The following is a 21,482-nucleotide window of genomic DNA, read 5'->3' as shown; positions in this document are numbered from 1 at the left end:
GCGCTCTTTCGCCTCCTCTCACCCAACGGAGCACTCATGAAGAACCAAATTTTTACATACATCGACTCCCAGCGCGACGCCCTGCTTGACCTGCAGCGCAAGCTGGTCGCCATCCCCGCCCTTGGCCCGGACAACGACGGCCCCGGCGAAAAGGCCAAGGCCGACTTCCTCATGGAGTACATGCGCGAAATCGGGCTGGAGAATATCACCGAACTCAGCGCCCCGGACGAGCGCGCCGAAGCGGGCTACCGCCCCAACATCGCCGCCATCATCCCCGGTGCAAACCCGGACCGTACGCTGTGGATTATCGGCCACACGGACATCGTGCCCCCCGGCGACGAAAGCCTGTGGGACGGCGACCCCTACACCCTGCGCGTTGAGGACGACCTGATGTACGGCCGCGGCGTGGAGGACGACCACGCAGGCATCGTCCCCAGCCTCATTCTTGCCAAGGCCATCCTCGAAACCGGCGCCACGCCGGACGTCAACCTCGGCATCATGCTGGTGGCGGACGAGGAAACCGGCAGCAAGTACGGCCTCGGCTACATTGCCGAGCACCACGCAGACATCTTCGGCAAGGACGACCTCATCGTTGTGCCCGACATGGGCGCCCCGGACTCCACGCAGATTGAGGTGGCCGAAAAGTCCTCCATGTGGGTGAAGGTTTCCGTCATCGGCAAGCAGTGCCACGCGTCCACCCCGCTGGAAGGCGTCAACTCCCTCATCGCCGCGTCGGACTTCATCACCCGCGTGCATGAGCTGTACGACATGTTCCCCGACAACGACGACCTGTTCGAGCCGTCGGTCTCCACCTTCGAGCCGACCAAGAAGGACGCCAACGTCCCCAATATCAATACCATCCCCGGCAAGGACGTCTTCTACATCGACGCACGCATTCTGCCGCACTACGACCTTGACGACGTCATGAGCGCCATCAAGGACATGGGCGCGGATATCGAAATGGAGCACGGCGTACGCTGCGAATACGACATCCTGCAGGGTGAGCAGGCCGCTCCCGCCACAAGCGAAAACGCCTTCGTGGTCAAGAAGCTGGCCGAAGCCGTCAAGGCCGTCTACGGCGTGGAAGCCCGCCCCGTGGGCGTTGGCGGCGGCACCGTGGCCGCATTCCTGCGCCGCGCCGGTCTGGACGCCGTGGTGTGGTCCACGCAGGAATCCAACGCGCACCAGCCCAACGAGCGCGCCCGCGTCTCCCACCAGCTGGGCGATGCCAAAGTCTACGCGGAGATGCTGTTCTCCGAATAACCCATGACTTCACGCGGCGCACGCGCGCCACACCAGTCAACAATCCATCGCCGCCGCGCGCCCAGACGGGTGCGCGGCGGCTGGTTCAAAGCATGAAAGCACCTTTCCCCGATCTTTTCGACATCATCATCGTCGGCGCAGGACACGCCGGTTGCGAGGCCGCTCACGCCAGTGCCCGCCTCGGCATGAAGACCCTCCTGCTCACCATCAATGTGGACCGCATCGGCCATCTGTCCTGCAATCCCGCCATCGGCGGCCTTGCCAAGGGACACATGGTCCGCGAAATAGACGCCCTTGGCGGACGCATGGGCGTGTGGGCCGACAAGGCGGGCATCCAATTCCGCGTGCTCAACACCAGAAAAGGCCCCGCCGTACGCGCCTCCCGCGCACAAATCGACCGCGACCGCTACATCAAGGCTGTGCAGGAAGACCTGTTCAATCTGGACAATCTGTGGATTTTTCAGGACATGGCCGCCGAAGTGCTCACGCAGGACGGCCGCGCCACAGGCGTGCGCACCGGCCTTGGCGAATGCTTCCACGCCCGCAGCGTGCTGCTGACCACCGGCACCTTCCTCCACGGGCTTATCCACATCGGGGAACGCAACTTCAGCGGCGGCCGCCTTGGCGACCCCGCATCCTCCGGCCTGTCCGAGAATCTCCGCCACCTCGGCTTTGAGCTCGGACGCCTCAAAACAGGCACCACCCCGCGCCTGCTGGCCGACAGCTGCGACTTTTCCAAGATGGACATTCAGCCCGGCGACAATCCGCCGCGCCCGTTCAGCTTTCACGAACCGTTCACGCCCCTCACGCAGCTGCCCTGCCACGTCACGTGGACCAACGACGCCACGCACGAGGCCATTCGCGGCGGCTTTGACCGCTCGCCCATGTTCACCGGCGTCATCAAGGGCACCGGAGCGCGCTACTGCCCGTCCATTGAGGACAAGGTCGCCCGCTTCCCCGAAAAGAACCGGCATCAGATTTTTGTGGAGCCAGAAGGACTGGACAGCCCCGAGGTCTACCCCAACGGCATACCCACCTCCCTGCCGCTGGACATTCAAAAGGCCATGATTGCCACCATTCCCGGCCTGGAGAACGCGCAAATCGTCCGCCCCGGCTACGCCATCGAGTACGATTTCTGCCCGCCCACGCAGTTGGACCCAACCCTGCAGGCCAAGGTTCTGCCCGGTCTGTGGCTGGCAGGCCAAATCAACGGCACCTCCGGCTACGAGGAAGCCGCCGCGCAGGGCCTATGGGCCGCGCTCAACATTTTCAGCGCGCAAAACGGCCTGCCGCCCTTCCTCCCCGGTCGCGACAAGGCCTACATGGCCGTGCTCGTTGACGACCTTGTCACCAAGGGCACCAACGAACCGTACCGCATGTTTACCTCCCGCGCCGAGCATCGTCTGCTGCTGCGCGAGGATAACGCCGACGCCCGCCTCACCGAGATGGGCCGCGCCCTCGGCCTCGTCCGCGACGACCATTGGCAGATTTACGCCGCCAAGCAGACCGCCATCACCGAGACGCTCAGCGCCCTGCGGACCATCCGCATCCGGCCAGACGCCGCCACGCGCGACGCCCTTGCCGCCATTGGCGCCGCCGCCCCCGGAAAGTCCGTCATGCTTGCCGATGTGCTCCGCCAGCCCGCCGTCAGCATCGACGCCCTCGCCGTCTTCCACGAGGCCATCGCAGACACGCCCGCCGACGCCCTCAAGGAAGCCGAGACCATCATCAAGTACGAAGGCTACCTCAAGCGCCAAGAACAACTCGTAGAGCGCTTCCACCACCTTGAAGACGTCTCCCTGCCCGCCGACCTCGACTACACCACCGTCGCCGGGCTTACCCGAGAAGTCGTGGAAAAACTCACCAAAATCAGACCGCTCACCCTCGGGCAGGCCAGCCGCATCTCCGGCATCACCCCCGCCGCCATCGCCTGCCTTGAAGTGCACCTGAAAAAACTGGGGCTGTAAGGCCACAGTGGCGGCTTGGCATAACGCCATTACAAAGGCCCCCCTGATTGCTCAGGGGGGCCTTTTTTTTGCCTCCGGCGGCTTAAGGAAATAATTTCCTTAAGAATCCTTACAACTTAGGAAACCGGAAGCCGGTTTCCTAAGAAAGGGTGTATGAGGTTAGGGCTTAAGGTTACCCCGCTTACATACGTCACCCAACCCTTTTTGGGGCTGGCTTCCAGACCCAAAACCTCGGGATTCTTAAGGGCCCATGGCCCTTAAGCCTGCGGAGCACCTCTTCACTCATCCTCTTTGCCTTCCTCTGCCCTTAGACCGTCGCCACAGGCGTATCCTGCATGTCCTCGTGTGTTGTGCCGGGCATGCAGTAGTGGTTGCGGAAGGCGGCGAGCTGGGGGCCGCTTCCGATGACGGCGACCACGTCCCCGGGGGCGAAGTGCAGGGTCGGTTCGGGGTTGACGTGCAGGGTGTCGTCCCGAATGTAGGCGAGGATAGAGGCCCCGGTCTGCGCGCGGATGTCGGCCTCGGCGAGGGACGTCTTGAGCAGCGGCGAGCCGTCCTCGACCTGCACCCACGAGAGATCGAACAGCCTGTTGGAAAGGCGCAAACTGCCGGGGACGATGGCTTCGGCGTCGTCATCGGTAAAGGGCGCGTAGACGTCTTTGTGAATGGCGTCGGTCAGCCGGATGATTTCGTCGGCGGGAATGCGCAGCTGCATAAAGGCCTGCCGGATGAATTCAAGACTGGCCTCAAGGCTCGGCTCAACGACCATGTCGACGTCGCAGCGCGAAAGCTCCTTGATTTGGTCGCGCCCATCGGAGCGGCCAATGATGACAATGTCATCCCTCAGGCTGCGGGCAAGGCGCACCACCTCGCGCGCGACGGACGGCGCGGGGGTGGTGACGAGGATGATGCTGGCACTCTCCACACGTGCGGCCTCCAAAACCACCTCGTGCGCGGCGTCGCCGTAGATAACGGGATGCCCGGCGCGGCTGAGGCTCTCCATATTGTGATAGTCGGCCTCAACCACCACGTACTTGTGCCCGAAACGCGCCAAAATGTCGGCCACAAAGCCGCCGATGTTATCGCCGCCCACCACCACAACATGCCCGCGCAGGGCGCTGTCCGGAATGTTGACGGTCTGCAGGGTCGGCATGCGGAAGAGACGCTGCTTTAAGCGATACAGCGGCGCGGTGAGCTTGGAAAGCACGGGGGTAAGCATCATGCTGACCACGGCGGTGGGCAGAATGACGGAATACTGCTCGCGGCTGAATGCCCCGGCGGCAACGCCCGCGTTGGCGATGAGGAAGGACAGCTCACCAATCTGCGACATGCCAAGGCTGGTGGCCAGCGGGATGACGTTGCCGTAGCGGAAAACACGCGTCAGTATGGCAAATATGAGCCCCTTGCCCACGATGACGCAGCCAAGCAGCAGCAGGATTGTGCCGTATTCCTCCACAAGGGCGTTGGGGTCAAGCAGCATGCCGATGGAGGCAAAAAAGAGCAGGCCGAAGATATCACGCAGGGGAAGCACGTTGCTCAGGGTCTGCTCGGCGTATTCGGATTCACTCAGCATGAGGCCCGCCACAAACGCGCCAAAGGCGAAGGACAGCCCGGTCAGATACGTCACATACCCGATGCCGAGGCCAAGGGCGCACACCGTCAGCAAAAACAGCTCGCGCGAGCCGCACTTGGCAACGCGGCGCATCAGCGGCGGGATAACGTAGCGTCCGATGATGACCATACCCGCAAGGAACACCACGGCCTTGCCGATGGCAAAGCCAAGGGTGCCAAGCTCCTGCCCCAGATTGCCGAGCTTGGGCAAAATAATGAGCAGCGGCACAAGGGCGAGGTCCTGCACAATGAGCATGCCAATCATCACACGGCTGGACAGCGTGCCCAGCAGGTCCTGACTTTCAAGGGTCTTGAGCACAACCATGGTGCTGGACAGCGAAATAACGCCGCCAAGCCACAGTGAGGGCGTGACCTCCCAGCCCAGCATCTGCCCGACGCCAAGGCCAAGAAACACGCAGATAATAATCTGAATGGGCGTCCCCAAAAGCGCGACCATGCGCACAGGACGCAGCTCCTTGAACGAAAACTCAATGCCGAGGACAAAGAGCAACAGCGCCACGCCGATTTCGGCCAGCAACTCTATCTCGTGCACGGTGGATACGGTCCAGCCCCCGGTGAAGGGCCCAAGAACAATACCCGCAGCAATATAGCCGAGGATGAGAGGAAGTCCGATGCGCCGCGCAATAATGGCGCACAGCAGCGAAGTAACAACGATGACGATAAGGTCAGAGGCAATGCCCATGGCCGCAACACTCCACATCCAATACCACCACACCCGCGCAGGAAGCTCCCGCACGGCATGCGGCTTTGGACTGCTTGAAATTACAGGAAAAAGGACCCAGCGAATCACCCGAAGAATACCGGGTTTTCACCCCTCACTCAAGGGAAGAACGTTTTTTGCGCCGCATATCGCCGCGCAGTGACGAAAATGGCCCACCGGCTGAAACAACCGGCGGGCCACATATGTGTGATGATACCGCGCGAAGGCGCGGACGGACGAAGACGGGAGAGGCGTTAGCTGGGGCTGGCCCCTGCCTTGGCTTTTGTTGCGTTGCTGGAAACGGGGCGGTCCTGCTGCGCGGTCTGCGTGGCCTTGGTGGCCGCGGCTTCGGCCTCGCGCTCCGCTTCGACCAAGGCGTCAAGGGACGCAATGGCGTTCTGCGCATGACGCTTGAACTTCCGGCACTTGCCCGCCGCGCAGAAATGGCGGCGCGCGGCGTTCCAGTTGCGGCGGTCCCACTCCAACAGGCCAAGGAGATAACTGGCCTGCCCCGTCTCTTCACCAAGGGCCACGGCCCTGCCAAGGGCGTCCTGTGCGGCGTCCATATTACGCTCCTTGTACAGAATGCGGCCCAGCCACAGCCAACGGTGGGCTGTCGGCTCCTGCGCAATGGCGCGCTCCAGCGCCTTGGCGGCCTCGGCGCGGCGGCCGGCCATCATATAGGTGCGGGCCATGCGCTCGCACACCTTGGCGGACGGCGCTTCGGCAAAGGACTTCTCAAGGGCCTTGGTGGCCAACAGCGGCGCGCCAACGTACGCATACAGCTGCGAAAGCGTTTCGCGCTCCGAGTCCGAAGGGGCTTTAAGACGGTAGGCAATTTCCAGCGCGGCGGCGGCGTCCTTGTAGTGCGAACGCTCGGAACGGACGGACGCGAGCAGTTTCCAATAGTCGGCCTGCTCCGGACGCGCCCGCAAAAAGCGCAGTAGCGTGGCTTCCGCCTCGGCCCAGCGCTTTTGGGAGACGAGGCAATGCGCGTACAGCTTCACCCACCCGGCCTTCACCTTGGGCTGGGCCAGCAGGCCCTCCAGCACGGTGGCCGCGCGGGAGAATTTCTCCGCATTGTAGTAGCAGGCCGCGGCGTGATACCGCCAGCCGTGGCGTGGCTTCTCGCTGGCATCGGCCGCGCGCAGGAAAAGGTCCCCCGCATCGACGAAGCGCTCCTGATGGTAGCGCACCACACCAAGATTCAGCGCAATGTCCGGACTGTCCGGTTCACGCTGCAGGGCGTCCTCGTAGACGCGGGCGGCCTCGGCCATTTTGTCATGGCGCATAAGCCAATTGCCGTAGAGCAGGCTCCCGTAGGGATGCGGGTTCTTGGACGAGGTAACGTACTCCGCCAAAACCTCACCGGCGCTGGCGTCCTCGCCGCGCTCCTCCAGCTGCCGGGCCTGATGTAAAACGCGCCCCGCCGCAGGCGAAAGCGGCCGGGACCACTCCGCCAACGCCGGGCACGCCATCACCACGGTGAGTATAAGTGCCAAAAGACAACTTCGCATGACGTTTCCCTACTTGCTGAAGGTCAGCTTCTGATTGACGTACCAGCGTACTGGCCTGCCGTTTTTGGTTCCGGGCTTAAAGCGCCAGCGCAGCAGTGTTTTGCGGACGGTCTCGGCAAAGACCTCCACATTCTTGCCGCCAAGGATTTGCACCTTGCTTACATGGCCCTTTTCATCCACGAACATCTTGGCCAGCACGTGTCCGGTCACGCCGCGGCGCTCCGCCTGAAATGGATACGGCGGTTGCACCTTAAAGAGCACGCGGGGTGTGTCGTCCAGCTCGCCAATGGTCAGCGACCCACCAGCCGAAGACGGGGCCGGAGCCGCCGCAACAGCGGGCTGGGACGGCGCGGGAACGGCCATGCCGTCAACAAGGTTCGGATTAATGTCCAGCTCCGCAAGGGGGATATCAATATCCAGCTGCGGCTGGGGCATGTCCGGCGTGTCCATTTCCGGCTGGGGCATGGTTTCCGTGAACTCCTGCGGGGTGATTTCGTCCTCGGGGCTGATCTTCTCCTGCGAGTCGCGCTGCTCATGCTCCGGCAGGCTGGACAGGCGCACCGCGCCCATCATCTCCGGCAGCGGCTCCGGCATTTCCGGAGCCGCCACCAAAAGCGGCAAAACGAACAGGACAAGGTTCACGCCAAGGGTAAACACACCGCCCAGCGCCCACCAGATGTACCGTCTGCGCATCACTGCGGCCTCCGGGCGGCCACGCTGACGTTTTTCACACCTGCCTCACGGCAAGCGTCCAGTACCTGAATGAGTATGCCGCTCTCCGCGTGGGCGTCTGCGGCAACCATCACCGCGCCCTCCGGAGTTTCGGCCAGAAACTGCTCCATCCATGGGCGCACGGAGCGGATGTCGATGCTGCGGCCATCCAGCCACACCACGCCTGTGGCGTCCACACCAACCATCACGCTCACGTTTTCCTTTTTCTGCGCGGTGTTGGCCACCGGACGCTCCACGTCCACCCCGGACTCCTTCACGAAACTGGTCGTCACGATGAAGAAGATGAGCAGGATGAACACCATGTCGATAAGCGGCGTCATATTAATTTCAGACGACTTGCGCCGCTGTTTGCGATACGGCGAATATGCACTCATGCCGTGCTTCCTCCCGAAACGATGCGCTCCACTCTGCCAAGGAACAATTCCATCCGCCGCCGGAGCTTAATGGCCAGACGGTACAAAAGGCCGCCCGCCACCATGCCCGGCACAGCCACCATCAGCCCACTCTGCGTGGTGATGAGCGCCTGCGAGATGCCTCCGGCGAGGCCCTTGGCGTTTCCGGTGCCAAACTCGGCAATGACGTCAAAGGTATCAATCATACCGGACACCGTGCCCAAAAGACCCAGCAGCGGCGCAACGGCGGCCAGCACGATGATGGTGGGTATGCCCTTCTCCGCGCGTCCGGCGTGGCGGTCCACCAGCACCTTGGCAAGCTCGGTGTCCAATTCCTCGCGTCCGGAGCGGCTGCGCATGTAGTCGTGGGCGATGGCCTTGTGCCAGCCGTTGCCCTTGCGCTTCACCACATCCACCGCCGCATGGTTCTGGCGCAGCAGAACATACAGCTCCCGCGCCTTGAGGAAGATGAGCCACCACATCACGCACGACAGCGCCACAATGGGCAGCATCACGAACCCACCATCCATCAGATGGTTCCACAGTCCGCTGCCTGAGATCATTTGTCGCTCCCGGAGGAGACAAGACGCGCCACAAGGGTCGTGCCCTTCTCTTCCATGTCCGCCACAATGCGGTCCACCTTGCGCTCAAGGAAGTGATGGATAAGCGTCAGCGGCACGGCCACGGCAAGGCCAAGCTGTGTGGTGATAAGCGCCTCGGAGATGCCGCCGGACATCATGCGCGGGTCGCCCGCGCCAAACACGGTGATGACGCGGAAGGTATCAATCATACCCGTCACAGTACCAAGCAGACCAAGCAGCGGCGCAACTGCGGCCAAAATGCTCATGGTGGGAAGGAAACGCTCCAGCTTCGGCAGTTCCTGCAGAATGGCTTCCTGCAGGCCCTTTTCCATGCTCACCAACGTGCCGCCGGAGTGCAGAATAACGTGGCTGAGTACGCGGCATGTGGGCGTACTGCCCTTGGTGCCAAGGCACGAGGCGCATTTTTCCAGGTCGCCGCGTCCGGCCCAGACAAAGGCTTTATTCATGCGGCATTCCGGGCACACGCGGATGCGCCACAGCGTCCAGAAGCGTTCCCCCGCCAGCAGCAGACCAATGACGCCGGCCAGCAGGATGGGCCACACCAAGAGGCCGCCATTGCGCAGGCTGGTCACAAGGCCGTTGTCCTTCTGGAAGCGCCGGAACACTTCGCCGCCGCTGAAATCAAGGGGCGCGTCGGCGCGCTCGCCATCAGCGAATTCCTCAACGGCGTTGACAGCGCCATTCAGGTCGCCGACCACAGCCTCCAGCACGCCGCCCGGAGCGGGACGCAAATACCCGGCGCCGTCCTCGCCCACATACCCGGCGCACAGCGCGCCAAAGCGGACGATGGTGCCGGACTGTTCACTGCCGTCGGCGCTGACCCAGGCTCCGGGGTGCTTCACCACCTCGCCGGAGGCCTTCATGTCGTCCATGGCAACGCCAGCCAGCGAGCGGATACCGTCCAGACCGGGGAAGCGGTCCGTATCCAGCAGCGCATTCAGCGTGGCAAGGCGTTCGGGATACTCGGGCGTCACGGGGCTGTTGAGGGCCCGCTCGCGCATTTGGCGCGCCGCGCCGCGAACCGTACCCTCAAGGAGCTTCATCTCCTCGCGGCGGTCGGCAAGAACGCGGCGGGCATCGGCCTCGGTCTTTACAGAGGTTTTAAACTGGCTGACACGCTCTTCGTACTCGCGCTTCATGCGCTGTCGTTCGGCGCGTTTGGCCTTCAGCTCCTGCAGAAGTGCGGCGCGTTCCTCACGGATGGAGCGCTTGGTACGGCGCGCTTCGGTGCGGGCGCCATCGCGCAGGCCTTCCACGCCCTGCACGGTCTTTTTCCATGCGGTGGACGGCGCGCCCTCTTCCGCCGCGGCCTGCTGGGCCATGGCAGAGCCGGGAAGGGCCAGCACCACGCACAGCGCCGCGCACACGGCAAGACTGGCTATGCGGGACAAGGCAGAGCATGCGCGGTCAGTGCGGCGCGCCTGCACGGTGGAATATACAGCGGACATCTACTCCACCTCCTTCACAGGCAGGGCAACCAACTCGGTAAAGCGCTTCTGCTTCACCATGTCGCGCAGGTGCGCCACGGAGCGCACGTAAGCACCGGGCAGAGTGACGTAGCGTCCCTGCTCTTCATTATAGCGTCCGGCGGTTTCGCCGTCGGGCGTCAGGCAATACAGGCCAAGGCGTCCGGCGCGGACCACAGTCACGTGCGAGGGCGTGCCGTCAAGGTCCACCGTCTCGGTCGTGACTTCGGCGCTTTGGCCGTAAGCGGCCTCTACTTCCAGCGCCTCAAGGATGCGGCGGAGCTTTTCGCCAAGGGGCAGTTCATGGTCGTCCAGCGAGGACTGCAAGAACGCCACGCGGCGGGAGCGCTCCTCCTGCAAAAATGGCAGGTCCTGCTTCACGAAGGCCGTGACCGTTTCCACCAGTTCGTACAGGTAGGGCTCCAGTTCCTTTTCCATGCGGTCCAGCTCACGCCGGGTGCGTTCCAGACGGTCAATCTTGGTCTGCAACTCATCAACATAGCCGGAATATTTCTTTTCCTGAAAGGTGTACCACAATGTCTCGTTATCGAGGTGGCGCATTTCCTCCAGCATGGCAGAACGCTCGGCCAGCCAGCGCTCATTCTCCTTTTGCGCCGCCACCTCGGTGCCAATGGCGTCCTTGACCAACCCCTCGGCGTCGTGCTGCGCCATGGCTGGGGCGCCGCCCCAAACCAGTGCGGCGCAGCAAACAGCCGCCAACCACAAGCCTCTTCCGTGTTGTTTCATACTGTATTCCTTCATTCTCTACTGGATGCCGTACAAATTCATACCCTCACTCCCGTCCCCGCGCAATGTAGCTTTCGCAATGATTTCACTGCACTTATGCGCGTGGGGTGCGCCTGTGCATCAGGCGCAGCGCTCCAGCCCTGTTCCGGACAAGCACCCGGACAGCGCGGCCGCCGAGACAAGGGTTTTGGTGTATTCTTCCTGTGGCGACGAGAAGACTTCGTGCGTAGGCCCGGCCTCCACAATGCGCCCCTGCCGCATCACGAGGACGCGGTGGCAAAAGGCGTGGGTCAAGTGCAAGTCGTGCGTGATGAACAGATAAGACAAGCCGCGCCGCTGCTGCAGGTCGCGCAGCAGGTCAATGACCTGAAACTGCACGCTCCGGTCCAGCGAGGACGTCGGTTCGTCAAGGAGCACAAGCTCCGGACGCAGGACCAGCGCCCGCGCAATGGCGATGCGCTGGCGCTGTCCGCCGGAGAATTCATGCGGGTAACGGTGACGGACTGCGGGGTCCAGCCCCACTTCGGACAGCGCCTCGCACACACGCGCGGATGCGTCCTCACGGGGTAGCTTTTCATGGGCGTACAGCCCCTCCGCCACAATATCCTCCACGCTCATGCGCGGACTCAGAGAGCCAAAGGGATCCTGAAACACCACTTGCAGGCGCTGGCGCATGGGGCGCATGTCACTCTCGCTCAGACCGCTGATGTCATCGCCACAAAAGACGACGCGTCCCCGCCCCCGCAACAGGCGCAGCACCGCCAGCCCTAGGGTGCTCTTGCCCGATCCGGACTCGCCGACCAGCCCAAGGCACTCCCCCCGGCGCAGACGCAAGGACACGCCGTCCACAGCCTTCACATGTCCAGCCGTGCGGCGCAGAAAACCCTTTTTGATGGGGAACCACACTTTCAGGTCGTCCACGCTCAATATCTCCGGCGCATCCTCCTCGACGCACGCGGGCTTACCCGTTGCGCCAGCGCCGATGAGCATCCTTGTGTACTCATGCCGGGGCGCGGTGAACAGCTGCTCCACGTCGCCCGTCTCCACCACGCGCCCGCCGCGCATAACGCAGGCGCGGTCCGCATAGTGGCGCACAAGGCCAAGGTCGTGACTGATGAACAACACGCTCATGTGCAGCTTGCGCGACAGTTCGGCCATCAGATCCAGAATCTGCCGCTGCACGGTGACGTCCAGCGCGGTGGTCGGCTCATCGGCAATAAGCAGGCGCGGCTCACCAGCCAGTGCCCCGGCAATCATCACGCGCTGGCACTGCCCGCCCGAGAGTTCATGCGGGTAGGCGCTCAGGCGCTCCTCCGGACGGTCAAGGCCCACCATGTCCAAAAGCTCCAGCGTTCGCTGCCGCGCCGCCGCACCGGAAAGTCCGGCATGCCAGCGCAGCGTCTCGCCAATGCTCTTTTCCACAGTGTGCAAGGGATTCAGGCTTGGGCGCGGCTCCTGAAACACCATGGCGGCCACTCCGCCGCGCAGGCGGCGCACCGTCTCGTCCGGCGCTCCAAGAACCTCGGTCCCGCTCAGGCTCACTACGCCGGACGCAATGCGCGCCTCCGGCGGCAACAGCCCAAGCACGGCCCGCGCCGTGACGGACTTGCCGGAACCGGACTCGCCCACAAGGGCCACGGTCTCGCCGGGGTATATATCGAAGGACACGCCATCCACTGCGGCGTTGTCGCCAAAACGCACGCCAAGGTCGCGCACGGTCAGTACGGGGGAAGTCTGCATATCAGGTGACACTCCGGTTGGGGTCGAGGGCGTCGCGCGCGGCTTCGCCAATAAAGACAAGAATGGTCAAAAGCAGCGACAGCACCACAAAGGCGGAGAGGCCAATCCACGGGGCATGCAGGTTCGCCTTGCCCTGCGCCAGCAGTTCGCCAAGGGACGGCGAGCCCGGCGGCATGCCAAAGCCCAAGAAGTCCAGTGACGTCAGGGTGCCGATGGCGCCGTTGAGCACAAAGGGCAAAAAGGTCAGCCCCGCCACCATGGCGTTGGGCAGGATGTGGCGGAACATGATGCGCGCATCGCTCACGCCCATGGCCCGGGCGGCGCGCACATAATCAAGGTTTCGCCCGCGCAGAAACTCCGCGCGCACCACGCCCACAAGCGCCATCCAGCTAAACAGCAGCATGATGCCAAGCAGCCACCAAAAGCCGGGCCGAATCATGTCCGACAAAATGATGAGCAGATACAAAACGGGCATACCGGACCAAATTTCCATGAACCGCTGCCCCGCCATGTCCACGCGTCCGCCGTAGTAGCCCTGCACAGCCCCTGCGCCAATGCCAATGATGCTGCTCAGCACAGTCAACAGCAGGCCAAACAGGACGGACACGCGAAAGCCGTAGAGCAAACGCGCCACAAGGTCGCGCCCCTGATCATCCGTGCCCAGCCAATGCGCGCTTGAGGGCGGCGCAGGCGCGGGCACGTCCAGCGTGTAGTCAATGGTGTCGTCCGCAAAGCGGATAGGCGGCCACAGCATCCAGCCTTCGGCGTTGATGTGCTCCGCAATGTAGGGGTCGCGGTAGTCGGCGGGTGCGTCAAAGTCGCCGCCAAAGCGCGTTTCCGGATACTCCACAAACACCGGCGCAAAAACCTCGCCCTTGTAGACCGCAAGGATGGGTCTGTCGTTGGCGATAAACTCCGAACACAGCGACAGCACAAGCAGGGTCAAAAACAGCATCAGGGACCAATATCCCCGGCGGCTGGCGCGAAAGGTGCGCCACCTGCGTCGCATAAGAGGCGAAATCCTAGGCATGGCCGCCTCCTCGCGTTTCAAAGTCGATGCGGGGGTCAATGAGCATATAGGTCAGGTCGCTGGCCAGCTTGGTCAGCAGGCCGATAAGGGTGAAAATGTACAGCGTGGCGAACATCACCGGGTAGTCGCGCTGCATGGCGGCCTCGAACCCCAGCAGGCCAAGCCCGTTCAGGGAAAAGATAACCTCAACGAGCAGTGACCCGGTGAAGAACATATGCACAAACGCGGCGGGAAAGCCGGACACCACAATAAGCATGGCGTTACGGAAAATATGGCCGTACAGCACGCGGGACTCATTCAGCCCCTTGGCGCGCGCCGCCACCACGTACAGCTTGCCGATTTCATCCAGAAAGGAGTTCTTGGTCAGCATCGTCAGTGTGGCAAAGCCGCCAATCACCATAGCCGTGATGGGCAAGGCCAAATGCCGCACATAGTCCGCAATTTGCTGGAGCAGCGTCATCTGGTCGAATCCCGGCGACGTTAAGCCACGCAGGGGGAACCACTTCAGATAACTGCCGCCCGCAAACAGCACCACCAGCAGGATGGCGAACAAAAACACCGGAACGGCGTTTCCCACCACCACGGCAACGCCCGTTGCCGCGTCAAAGCGGCTGCCGTGGGTCACGGCCTTGCGGATGCCGAGGGGGATGGAGACCAGATAGATGATAAGCGTACTCCACACCCCAAGGGAGATGGACACGGGCAGACTGTCGCGCAGCAGTTCAAGCACGCTGCGGCCCTTGAAAAAGCTGTCGCCAAAATCAAAGCAGGTGTAGTCCCACAGCATGGTGACAAAACGCTCATGCAGGGGCCTGTCAAAGCCGTAGAGCTTTTCCACCTCGCGCACCAGCTCCGGAGAGATGCCCCGCGTGGCGGACAGCTGTTCGTCGCCGCCTGCGGGGTCCTCCATCTGGGCGCTGACGCCGTCGCCAGCAGAACCGCCAATGCGCTCGATAACCGCGCCGCTCTCCCCGGAGAGGCGGGCCAGAAACTGGTCCACCGGGCCTCCGGGGGCGGTCTGAATAATGAAGAAGTTCAGCGCCATGATGCCAAGCAGCGTCGGCACCACCAGCGCAAGCCGTCGAAGGATGTAGGCGCTCAACTGTTTTCGCCTCCGCTCCGGAATCCGGCCTGCGCAACGCGCTTCGCGCCGTCCGCGTCGTACCACCACGAGAAGATATCCAGCCCGCGCGAGGGGCGCGTCTGCGGCATGCCAAAGACATCCCAGTACGCAAAGCGGTCCACGGGGCTATACCAACCGGGGATGGCGTACCACTCGCTGCGCAGCACCCGGTCAAGGGCGCGCACGCATGTGGTCAGGGTGTCGCGGTCCTTTGCCGCGATAAGCGTTTCCACCAGTTTATCCACGGCGGGGCTGCTTACCCCGGCGAGGTTGCGGGTGCCGGGCGTTTTTGCGGCGTCGGAGGTCCAGAAGAACCGCTGCTCATTCCCCGGGGAGTCCGACTGGCGGATGACGGTGGAAATCATGTCGAAATCGTAGGCGCGGATGCGGCGCACATAGCGCGATGCATCGGCCATGGCGACGTTCATGGTAATGCCCAGCTTGGCGAGATTCTTCCCAAGAGGGAGCACCACGCGCTCCATGGTGGGCGAGCGCAGCAGCATTTCAAAGACGAACGGCTGGCCCGCTTCGTTGCGCAGGGTTCCGTCCTTCAGGGTCCATCCGGCCTCGCGCAGCAGCGCAAGGGCCTTACGGAGCTGCCCGCGCAATCGGCCCGATCCATCGGTGCGCGGCGCCATGACGGCGGGGCCAAAGGCCTCGGCGGGGATGCTCTGCCGAAGCGGCTCAAGGATGGCCAATTCCGCGGCGCTGGGGCGGCCCTGCGCGGCAAAGACGGAGTTGGTAAAGTAGCTGTCGCAGCGCTTGTACTGCCCATAGAACAGCGCCTTGTTGGTCCACTGAAAGTCAAAGGCCAGCGCAAGGGCCTTGCGTACCCGGCGGTCTGCGAACAAGCCGCTTCGTGTGTTGAAGACAAAGCCCATCATGCCCGCCGGGCGGGAGTGCGTGAGTTCGGCGCGCTTGATAAGCCCCTGGCGGATGGCGGGACCGGTGTAGTCCTGCGCCCACGCCTTGGCGCTATTTTCCGCACGGAAGTCAAACTCGCCGCTGCGGAAGGCCTCCGCCGTGACGGTCCGGTCGCGGTAGACGTCGTAGCGGATGGTGTCGAAGTTGTAGCGGCCCTTGTTGACGGGCAAATCCCGGCCCCACCAGTCGCGCACGCGTTCGTACACAATGCTGTAGCCCGGGCGGAAGCTCTTGACCTTGTAGGGGCCGCATCCCGGCGGCACGTCCAGCGTGGGTTCGGCAAAGTCGCGCCCCTCCCACCAGTGCTTGGGCAGAACAGGCACCTGCCCCACGAGGTACGGCAACTCCGGATTGTTCGCCTCCACAAAGTCAAAGCGAACGGTATGCGCATCCAGCGCCTTCACGGACTCCACATCGCTGTAGTAGCGCAGATAGGTCGGGCTGCCCTTGGTGGTCAGCGCCGTGAAGCTGAACACCACGTCGGCGGAGGTGACGGGGACGCCGTCGGAAAAACGCGCGGCAGGGTTCAGATGCACAATGACAAAGGAGCGGTCCGGCGCGACCTCAAAGGAGCGCGCGACAGACGCGTACTGCGTAAACGGTTCATCGCGGGAGGAATCTCCCAGCCGCGCCGTGGTCAGCCCACTGCCCGGCGCAGGAATGCCGCGGGCGATACAGGAATGGAAGCTGTCAAAGGCCGCGACCGTCGCCAAACGCAGGGTGCCGCCCTTTGGCGCGTCGGGGTTGGCATAGGGATAGTGCGTAAAGCCCGGCGGCAATGCCGGGGGCACGCCGATGCTCAGCGCGTGCTGCTCCGCCGCCGTCACAGCGGCGGGAAAGGCAAGAAGAACCGTCAAAAGGAGAGTCCAGAGTCGTGAGGTCATACATCAGGTCCAATGGGTTACAATGCTGGCACAAAACGGCCCCGGCCAGGGCACACGCCACTGGGCGCATGCAGGCAACAGGCCTTCGTCCACAGAACGTGCCGTGCGGTCAATTCAGCCAAAAGCGCCGACGCCTCCTGGCTAGGCCGCAGGAGCCACAGCGAAATTTTTATGAACGTCTAGGGGGCGGTGTAGGCGATGTTGAAAATCAAAGTCAAGTGATTCAGCATTTTTTCACCCAACTTCTCAATGCCAATTAAACGCGTATTAGAGCATAAAGGCCCATCAATTGGGAATTTTTCACCCCGCACCTTGAGGCAATTATTGCGCACGCCACGTTGCAAATGAAAGTGAATTTCATTCTTGACTCGGGGTGTTTTCTGCTCTAACCGTGCTTCCATACGACTGACAATCCTCGAAAAACCGCTTAAGCGACAGGTATGAAGAACACTATGACACATCAGCACACACGAGCCGGGAGTTTCGCCCCGCTCACGCGGCGTTTTCGCGCTGGCATGCTGCTGGCTTGCCTTGCGGCCCTTATGGTCACAGGCACCGGCGCGGCGCACGCGGCCAAGGCGCAGGGCGAAGCCTACTGGCTGGACGGCAAGTGGCCCCATGAAAAAAGCGACCTCGCCAAGCACGAAGACGCCGTCTATGGCCGCCTTGAAAGCGGCTTTCGGTATTTTCTGCTGCACCACGACCAGCCGGAGGGCCGCACCGCCCTGCAGCTGGACGTGCAGGCAGGCTCCCTCATGGAGCGCGACACCGAGGCCGGCATCGCCCACTACGTTGAGCACATCGTCTTCAATGGCACCGAAAATTTTGCACCGGGCGAACTCATCAAGTTCTTCCAGCGCAACGGCATGAGCTTTGGCGGCGACACCAACGCCCATACTTCCCTTACGGAAACGGTGTTCAAGCTGGACCTGCCCACCTCCACGCCGGAGTCCATCTCCAGCGGCCTCACCGTCCTGGCGGACTTTGCGCACGGCGCGCTCATCCTGCCCAAAGAGGTGGACAAAGAGCGCGGCATCATTCTGGAAGAAAAAACCGCGCGTGATACCGTCGGCTCCCGCGCCCGTCAGCGCAGTCTGGACGTCATCTACGACGGCACCCGCTTTGTGAACCCCACCATCGGCACCGGAAAGGTCATCAAGGGCGCGGACGCAGCGCTTCTGCGCGGCTTCTACGACGCATGGTACCGCCCGGAAAACACCATCCTCGTCATGGTAGGCGACTTTGACCCCAAGGCCATTGAGCCGATGGTACGCTGGGCCTTTGCCGACTTCGGCCCCCGCGCCCCCAAGCGCGAGGTCCCCAGCTGGGGCGACATCACCCCGAAGCAGGACCTCACCGTGCACTACGACCCCGTCTCCGGCTTTTCGCCCATGGTCATGGTGCAGAACCTGAAGCAGCGCCAGTGGACCGTGGATACCAAGGCCCGCCAGCGTCAGCAGTTGGCGGAACAGCTGGCCTCTCAGGCCCTGCGCATGCGCCTGATGCGCCTGACCACGCAGAACGATGCCCCCATCCTGCGCGGCATGGCCGGCATCGGCAAAGCCTTTGACCTGTTCGACAGCGCCCGCGTGATGGGCATGTGCCGCCCCGGCCAGTGGAAAAACGCTCTGACCACCGTGGAGCACGAACTGCGCCGCGCCCTTGAGCACGGCTTCCACGATGCGGAAATCGCCAAGGCCAAGGCTGCGTACAGCACCATCATCACACAGGGTGTTGAGGAAGAGGCCAGCACGGACTCCAAGTCCCTTGCCGCCAGCATCATCACCACCCTGAATGCCGGGTACGTTGTGCAGTCCGCCAAGCAGACGCAGGCGCTCTACGCCCCCATGATTCAGGACATCACCACCGAGGAAATCGAGCAGGCCTTCCGCAATGCGTGGAAGGACGGCAACCGCATCCTCACCGTTACGGGCATGGACATTGACGCCAAGGACCCCAAGGCCCTCATCGAAGCGCAGTGGGACAAGAGCGCCAAGGACGACGTTGCTCCCTACGAGCCGCCCGTTGACGTGGAATTCCCCTACCTCGCCACCCCCAAGACGCCTGCCAAGGTTGTCTCCAACGTACAGCACACCGAGCTTGGCGAGCCGTACACCTATAGCGAAGTGAAGCTGGACAACGGCATCACCCTGCTCATGAAGCCCCGCAAGACGCAGAAAAACACCATCATGATCGGCCTTGGCTTCGGCACCGGCACCGCTCTTATGTCCGAGCGTGAGCAAGCCTTGGCGCGGCTGGCCGCCCGTGTGGTCTCCAACTCCGCTCCCGGCCGTTTGACCCGGAGCGAGATGGCGCAGATCCTGCCCGGCAAAGCCATTCGCATCGGCTGGCAGTCCCGCGCAGACACCATGGGCATTAGCGCAGCCTGCCTGCCCGAAGACCTTGAAACCTCCCTGCACCTTGTCCGCGCCATGCTCCGCGACCAGCACATCCGCCCGCAGGCCATGCAGGCCGCGATGTCCACGCTGAAAGTGGAAACCAAACGCAGCACGGATACGGCCCAGCAGGCCATGATGACCAATGTGCCCCGCTTCCTGTCCGGCCGCCCCAATGCCATTGCCCCCATCACGCTGGACGACGTCAAAGGCTTCACGCTGGACGACGTACGCCGCTTTGTGAAGGAGCAGACCGCCATTGGGCCGCTGGTCATCACCGCCTCCGGCGACTTTGATCCGGACACGCTGGTCAACCTTGTGGCGCGCACCTTTGAGGGCATCGCCCCGAAGGACATTGACGCGAAGCCCATGGAACTGCACTTCCCCGAAGGACAGCGCGGCAGCCTCCGCCTTAAGGGCGAGCTTGACCAGTCCGCCGTCATGGTCGGCTACCCCGTCCCCGGCGCTGTTGGCGCAGCGGGCGCGCCCATCAAAGAGGGCGACGTCCTGCGCAACACACAAATTGCCATGCTGAGCCGCGTCATCTCCGACCGTCTGCGCATCCACATCCGCGAGGACCTTGGCGCCACCTACTCTACCTTCTGCGCGTACCGGCAAATGACGGCCTTCCCGGACTTCGGGATGCTGTTCACCATTGTCACCACGAACGGAGCCAAGGTGCAGTTTGTGGAACGGGAGCTGAAAAAGGTGTTCGCCAACTTGCTTGAGGACGGCATCACCGAAGAGGAAGTCTCCCGCGCCAGACGCCAGATGCAGACTTCCCGCAAGAGATTCATGTCCCTCGCGTTCTTCTGGCGCATGCTTCTGGATCAGGAAGCCTACACCGCCCCCGGCGCGTTTGAGCGCACCAAGGCGTATGACGGCTTCCTCAAACAGACCACGGCAGAGGACCTCAACGCTCTGGCACAGACCTACGTTCAGCCTGAAAAGGCGGCAGTCTTCACCGTTCTGCCCCCCAAGGCGGCGACCAACTAGGCACAACAGCCCCGCTCCCGGCCGGGCGGCACTGCCGCCCGGTTTCGGGCCGGGGCTTTTTTACACCCTTTCGACTGATAACGATTCTCAAATTCACATTCAAACCCTTGACCGGAAGCGTATCCGGCACCTTTTGAGGAGAGAGCACCCGTGAAGAAACCGTTTCGTAAAAGCACAAGGATGCGCCGCATTATCGCCACGCTGGCGCTGATCCTGACCCTGTCCGCCCCTGCGGCGTACGCGGGCGACGCCGCGCCCGCAAATACCGCCACCAAAGACGCCGCACCCACCGAAACCGCAACAAACGCCACCGAGCAGGACGAGCGCGTCCTGACCATGGAAGAGATGAGAATCACGGCTGAAGAGCATGAGCAGGGCAAAGCCGTCATTGACCGCACCATGCTGGACCGCCTGCCCTCCTCCTCATCCAGCATCACCGAAACCCTGCGCACCCAGCCAAACGTCCAGTTCGACGACGGCTTTGGCTCCTCCACGCAGGGTGGGGAGTTGACCCCGCCCAAGATTTCCATCGGCGGCGGCAAATACTATCAAAACGCCTTCACTGTAGACGGCCTGAGCATCAATAACCGCATTGATCCGTCGGGCTTTGACCACAGCAACCCCTCGGCCTTCCCAGGAAGCCCCGCGCAGGGCATGTTCCTGGACACCGACCTGCTGGAAAAAGTGGAAGTCTACACCTCCAACATTTCCGCAAAGCACGGCGGCTTCCTCGGCGGCGTGGTCAATGCGGAAATCCGCGACCCATCTGGCGAGTTCGGCGGCAAGGTGAAAGTCCGCCACACCCGCGACAAATGGACCAACCAGCGCGTTGCCGACGGCGAGGCCTTTGAAAAGTCCTCCTCCCCGGACAACCAGCCCCGGTTCAGCAGATACGAAGGCTCTTTCTCCATGGATGTGCCCATCTCGGAGCAGACCAGCGCCCTGTTTGCCTACGACGTCAAGCACGCCACCATTCCGCTGTATTACATGGACGGCGAAAAAGACCAGACGCGCATCAGCCAGAACTTCCTCGCCAAGGTTGTGCACGACATCGACAACGATACGTCCATTGACTTCACCGCCATCTACGCGCCCTACGCGGCGGATTGCTTTACCGCCAGCAACAAGGATTCCGAGTTCACCATCACCAATGGCGGCAGCTCCTTCACCCTCGGCCTTGAGCACGCCTTAAACTTTGGCACCGTGGAATTCCGCACCGGCTACTCCCAGATGCGTACCGAACGCGACGCGGACACCAACATTCACAATACGTGGGACAAAAAGGGTGCATCCACACAGTGGGGTGACAACAACAAATACGCCAAAGAAGGCGGCTTCGGCAGCGCATATAACGAGCAGCGCTCCCTGTCC

At 62.7% G+C, this 21,482-nt stretch carries 16 protein-coding genes; 4 read left to right on the top strand and 12 right to left on the bottom strand.

Annotation, left to right across the window (positions count from 1 at the left end):
- Positions 1–36 precede the first annotated feature (36 nt).
- Entirely contained in the window at positions 37–1,263 is a 1,227-nt protein-coding gene (locus tag ACY69P_RS02695) for a M20 family metallo-hydrolase (protein ID WP_462326493.1), read from the top strand.
- A gap of 92 nt (positions 1,264–1,355) precedes the next feature.
- Positions 1,356–3,230 carry a tRNA uridine-5-carboxymethylaminomethyl(34) synthesis enzyme MnmG gene (mnmG, locus tag ACY69P_RS02690; protein WP_462326492.1) on the top strand — a complete coding sequence of 625 codons (1,875 nt, stop codon included), beginning with the start codon at positions 1,356–1,358 and terminating at the stop codon, positions 3,228–3,230.
- A 307-nt stretch (positions 3,231–3,537) separates the two neighbouring features.
- Here mnmG and ACY69P_RS02685 read toward each other — a convergent pair whose 3' ends face one another.
- From ACY69P_RS02685 to ACY69P_RS02630, 12 genes are all read right to left on the bottom strand, one after another.
- Positions 3,538–5,544 carry a cation:proton antiporter domain-containing protein gene (locus ACY69P_RS02685; protein ID WP_462326491.1) on the bottom strand — a complete coding sequence of 669 codons (2,007 nt, stop codon included), beginning with the start codon at positions 5,542–5,544 and terminating at the stop codon, positions 3,538–3,540.
- 272 nt (positions 5,545–5,816) lie between these two features.
- The gene (locus ACY69P_RS02680) at positions 5,817–7,079 is read right to left on the bottom strand and encodes a tetratricopeptide repeat protein (protein ID WP_462326490.1); all 1,263 of its coding nucleotides are present in this window, start codon (positions 7,077–7,079) and stop codon (positions 5,817–5,819) included.
- A 9-nt stretch (positions 7,080–7,088) separates the two neighbouring features.
- Positions 7,089–7,772, bottom strand: coding sequence for an energy transducer TonB (locus tag ACY69P_RS02675; protein ID WP_462326489.1), 684 nt, complete (start codon positions 7,770–7,772; stop codon positions 7,089–7,091).
- A complete protein-coding gene (locus ACY69P_RS02670) occupies positions 7,772–8,185 on the bottom strand; it encodes an ExbD/TolR family protein (protein ID WP_459900021.1) in 414 nt (137 codons plus the stop codon). Before ACY69P_RS02670 ends, ACY69P_RS02675 begins: the two co-directional genes overlap by 1 nt.
- Positions 8,182–8,766, bottom strand: coding sequence for a MotA/TolQ/ExbB proton channel family protein (locus ACY69P_RS02665; RefSeq protein ID WP_459900022.1), 585 nt, complete (start codon positions 8,764–8,766; stop codon positions 8,182–8,184). Before ACY69P_RS02665 ends, ACY69P_RS02670 begins: the two co-directional genes overlap by 4 nt.
- Complete coding sequence (locus ACY69P_RS02660) at positions 8,763–10,253, bottom strand: MotA/TolQ/ExbB proton channel family protein (protein ID WP_462326488.1); 1,491 nt, start codon at positions 10,251–10,253, stop codon at positions 8,763–8,765. The genes ACY69P_RS02665 and ACY69P_RS02660 overlap by 4 nt, the downstream gene beginning before the upstream one ends.
- Positions 10,254–11,018, bottom strand: coding sequence for a DUF3450 domain-containing protein (locus tag ACY69P_RS02655; protein ID WP_459900024.1), 765 nt, complete (start codon positions 11,016–11,018; stop codon positions 10,254–10,256).
- Between the two features lie 120 nt (positions 11,019–11,138).
- On the bottom strand, positions 11,139–12,758 hold the full coding sequence (locus tag ACY69P_RS02650) for an ABC transporter ATP-binding protein (protein ID WP_462326487.1): 1,620 nt from the start codon (positions 12,756–12,758) through the stop codon (positions 11,139–11,141).
- Position 12,759: 1 nt separating this feature from the next.
- On the bottom strand, positions 12,760–13,767 hold the full coding sequence (locus tag ACY69P_RS02645) for an ABC transporter permease (protein ID WP_462326486.1): 1,008 nt from the start codon (positions 13,765–13,767) through the stop codon (positions 12,760–12,762).
- Between the two features lie 13 nt (positions 13,768–13,780).
- The gene (locus tag ACY69P_RS02640; protein WP_462326485.1) at positions 13,781–14,890 is read right to left on the bottom strand and encodes a microcin C ABC transporter permease YejB; all 1,110 of its coding nucleotides are present in this window, start codon (positions 14,888–14,890) and stop codon (positions 13,781–13,783) included.
- Entirely contained in the window at positions 14,887–16,719 is a 1,833-nt protein-coding gene (locus ACY69P_RS02635; RefSeq protein ID WP_462326484.1) for an extracellular solute-binding protein, read from the bottom strand. The genes ACY69P_RS02640 and ACY69P_RS02635 overlap by 4 nt, the downstream gene beginning before the upstream one ends.
- A gap of 179 nt (positions 16,720–16,898) precedes the next feature.
- A complete protein-coding gene (locus tag ACY69P_RS02630) occupies positions 16,899–17,120 on the bottom strand; it encodes a hypothetical protein (RefSeq protein WP_462326483.1) in 222 nt (73 codons plus the stop codon).
- 51 nt (positions 17,121–17,171) lie between these two features.
- Here ACY69P_RS02630 and ACY69P_RS02625 point away from each other — a divergent pair, with 51 nt between their 5' ends.
- Both ACY69P_RS02625 and ACY69P_RS02620 read left to right on the top strand, forming a co-directional pair.
- A complete protein-coding gene (locus tag ACY69P_RS02625; protein WP_462326482.1) occupies positions 17,172–20,111 on the top strand; it encodes a M16 family metallopeptidase in 2,940 nt (979 codons plus the stop codon).
- Positions 20,112–20,261: 150 nt separating this feature from the next.
- On the top strand, positions 20,262–21,482 hold a 1,221-nt coding region (locus tag ACY69P_RS02620; protein WP_462326481.1), incomplete at its 3' end, for a TonB-dependent receptor plug domain-containing protein.

This window comes from Desulfobaculum sp. (assembly GCF_054921475.1).
This window is presented reverse-complemented; position numbering and strand designations above follow the sequence as displayed.

Bases quoted from the DNA above. Each gene is read 5' to 3' on its own strand.
- ACY69P_RS02655 (WP_459900024.1), bottom strand. From the start codon at position 11,018: ATGAAACAACACGGAAGAGGCTTGTGGTTGGCGGCTGTTTGCTGCGCC.
- ACY69P_RS02695 (WP_462326493.1), top strand. From the start codon at position 37: ATGAAGAACCAAATTTTTACATACATCGACTCCCAGCGCGACGCCCTG.
- ACY69P_RS02665 (WP_459900022.1), bottom strand. From the start codon at position 8,766: ATGATCTCAGGCAGCGGACTGTGGAACCATCTGATGGATGGTGGGTTC.
- ACY69P_RS02650 (WP_462326487.1), bottom strand. From the start codon at position 12,758: ATGCAGACTTCCCCCGTACTGACCGTGCGCGACCTTGGCGTGCGTTTT.
- ACY69P_RS02680 (WP_462326490.1), bottom strand. From the start codon at position 7,079: ATGCGAAGTTGTCTTTTGGCACTTATACTCACCGTGGTGATGGCGTGC.
- ACY69P_RS02660 (WP_462326488.1), bottom strand. From the start codon at position 10,253: ATGTCCGCTGTATATTCCACCGTGCAGGCGCGCCGCACTGACCGCGCA.
- ACY69P_RS02645 (WP_462326486.1), bottom strand. From the start codon at position 13,767: ATGCGACGCAGGTGGCGCACCTTTCGCGCCAGCCGCCGGGGATATTGG.
- ACY69P_RS02670 (WP_459900021.1), bottom strand. From the start codon at position 8,185: ATGAGTGCATATTCGCCGTATCGCAAACAGCGGCGCAAGTCGTCTGAA.
- ACY69P_RS02630 (WP_462326483.1), bottom strand. From the start codon at position 17,120: ATGGAAGCACGGTTAGAGCAGAAAACACCCCGAGTCAAGAATGAAATT.
- ACY69P_RS02635 (WP_462326484.1), bottom strand. From the start codon at position 16,719: ATGACCTCACGACTCTGGACTCTCCTTTTGACGGTTCTTCTTGCCTTT.
- ACY69P_RS02625 (WP_462326482.1), top strand. From the start codon at position 17,172: ATGACACATCAGCACACACGAGCCGGGAGTTTCGCCCCGCTCACGCGG.
- ACY69P_RS02685 (WP_462326491.1), bottom strand. From the start codon at position 5,544: ATGGGCATTGCCTCTGACCTTATCGTCATCGTTGTTACTTCGCTGCTG.
- mnmG (WP_462326492.1), top strand. From the start codon at position 1,356: ATGAAAGCACCTTTCCCCGATCTTTTCGACATCATCATCGTCGGCGCA.
- ACY69P_RS02675 (WP_462326489.1), bottom strand. From the start codon at position 7,772: ATGCGCAGACGGTACATCTGGTGGGCGCTGGGCGGTGTGTTTACCCTT.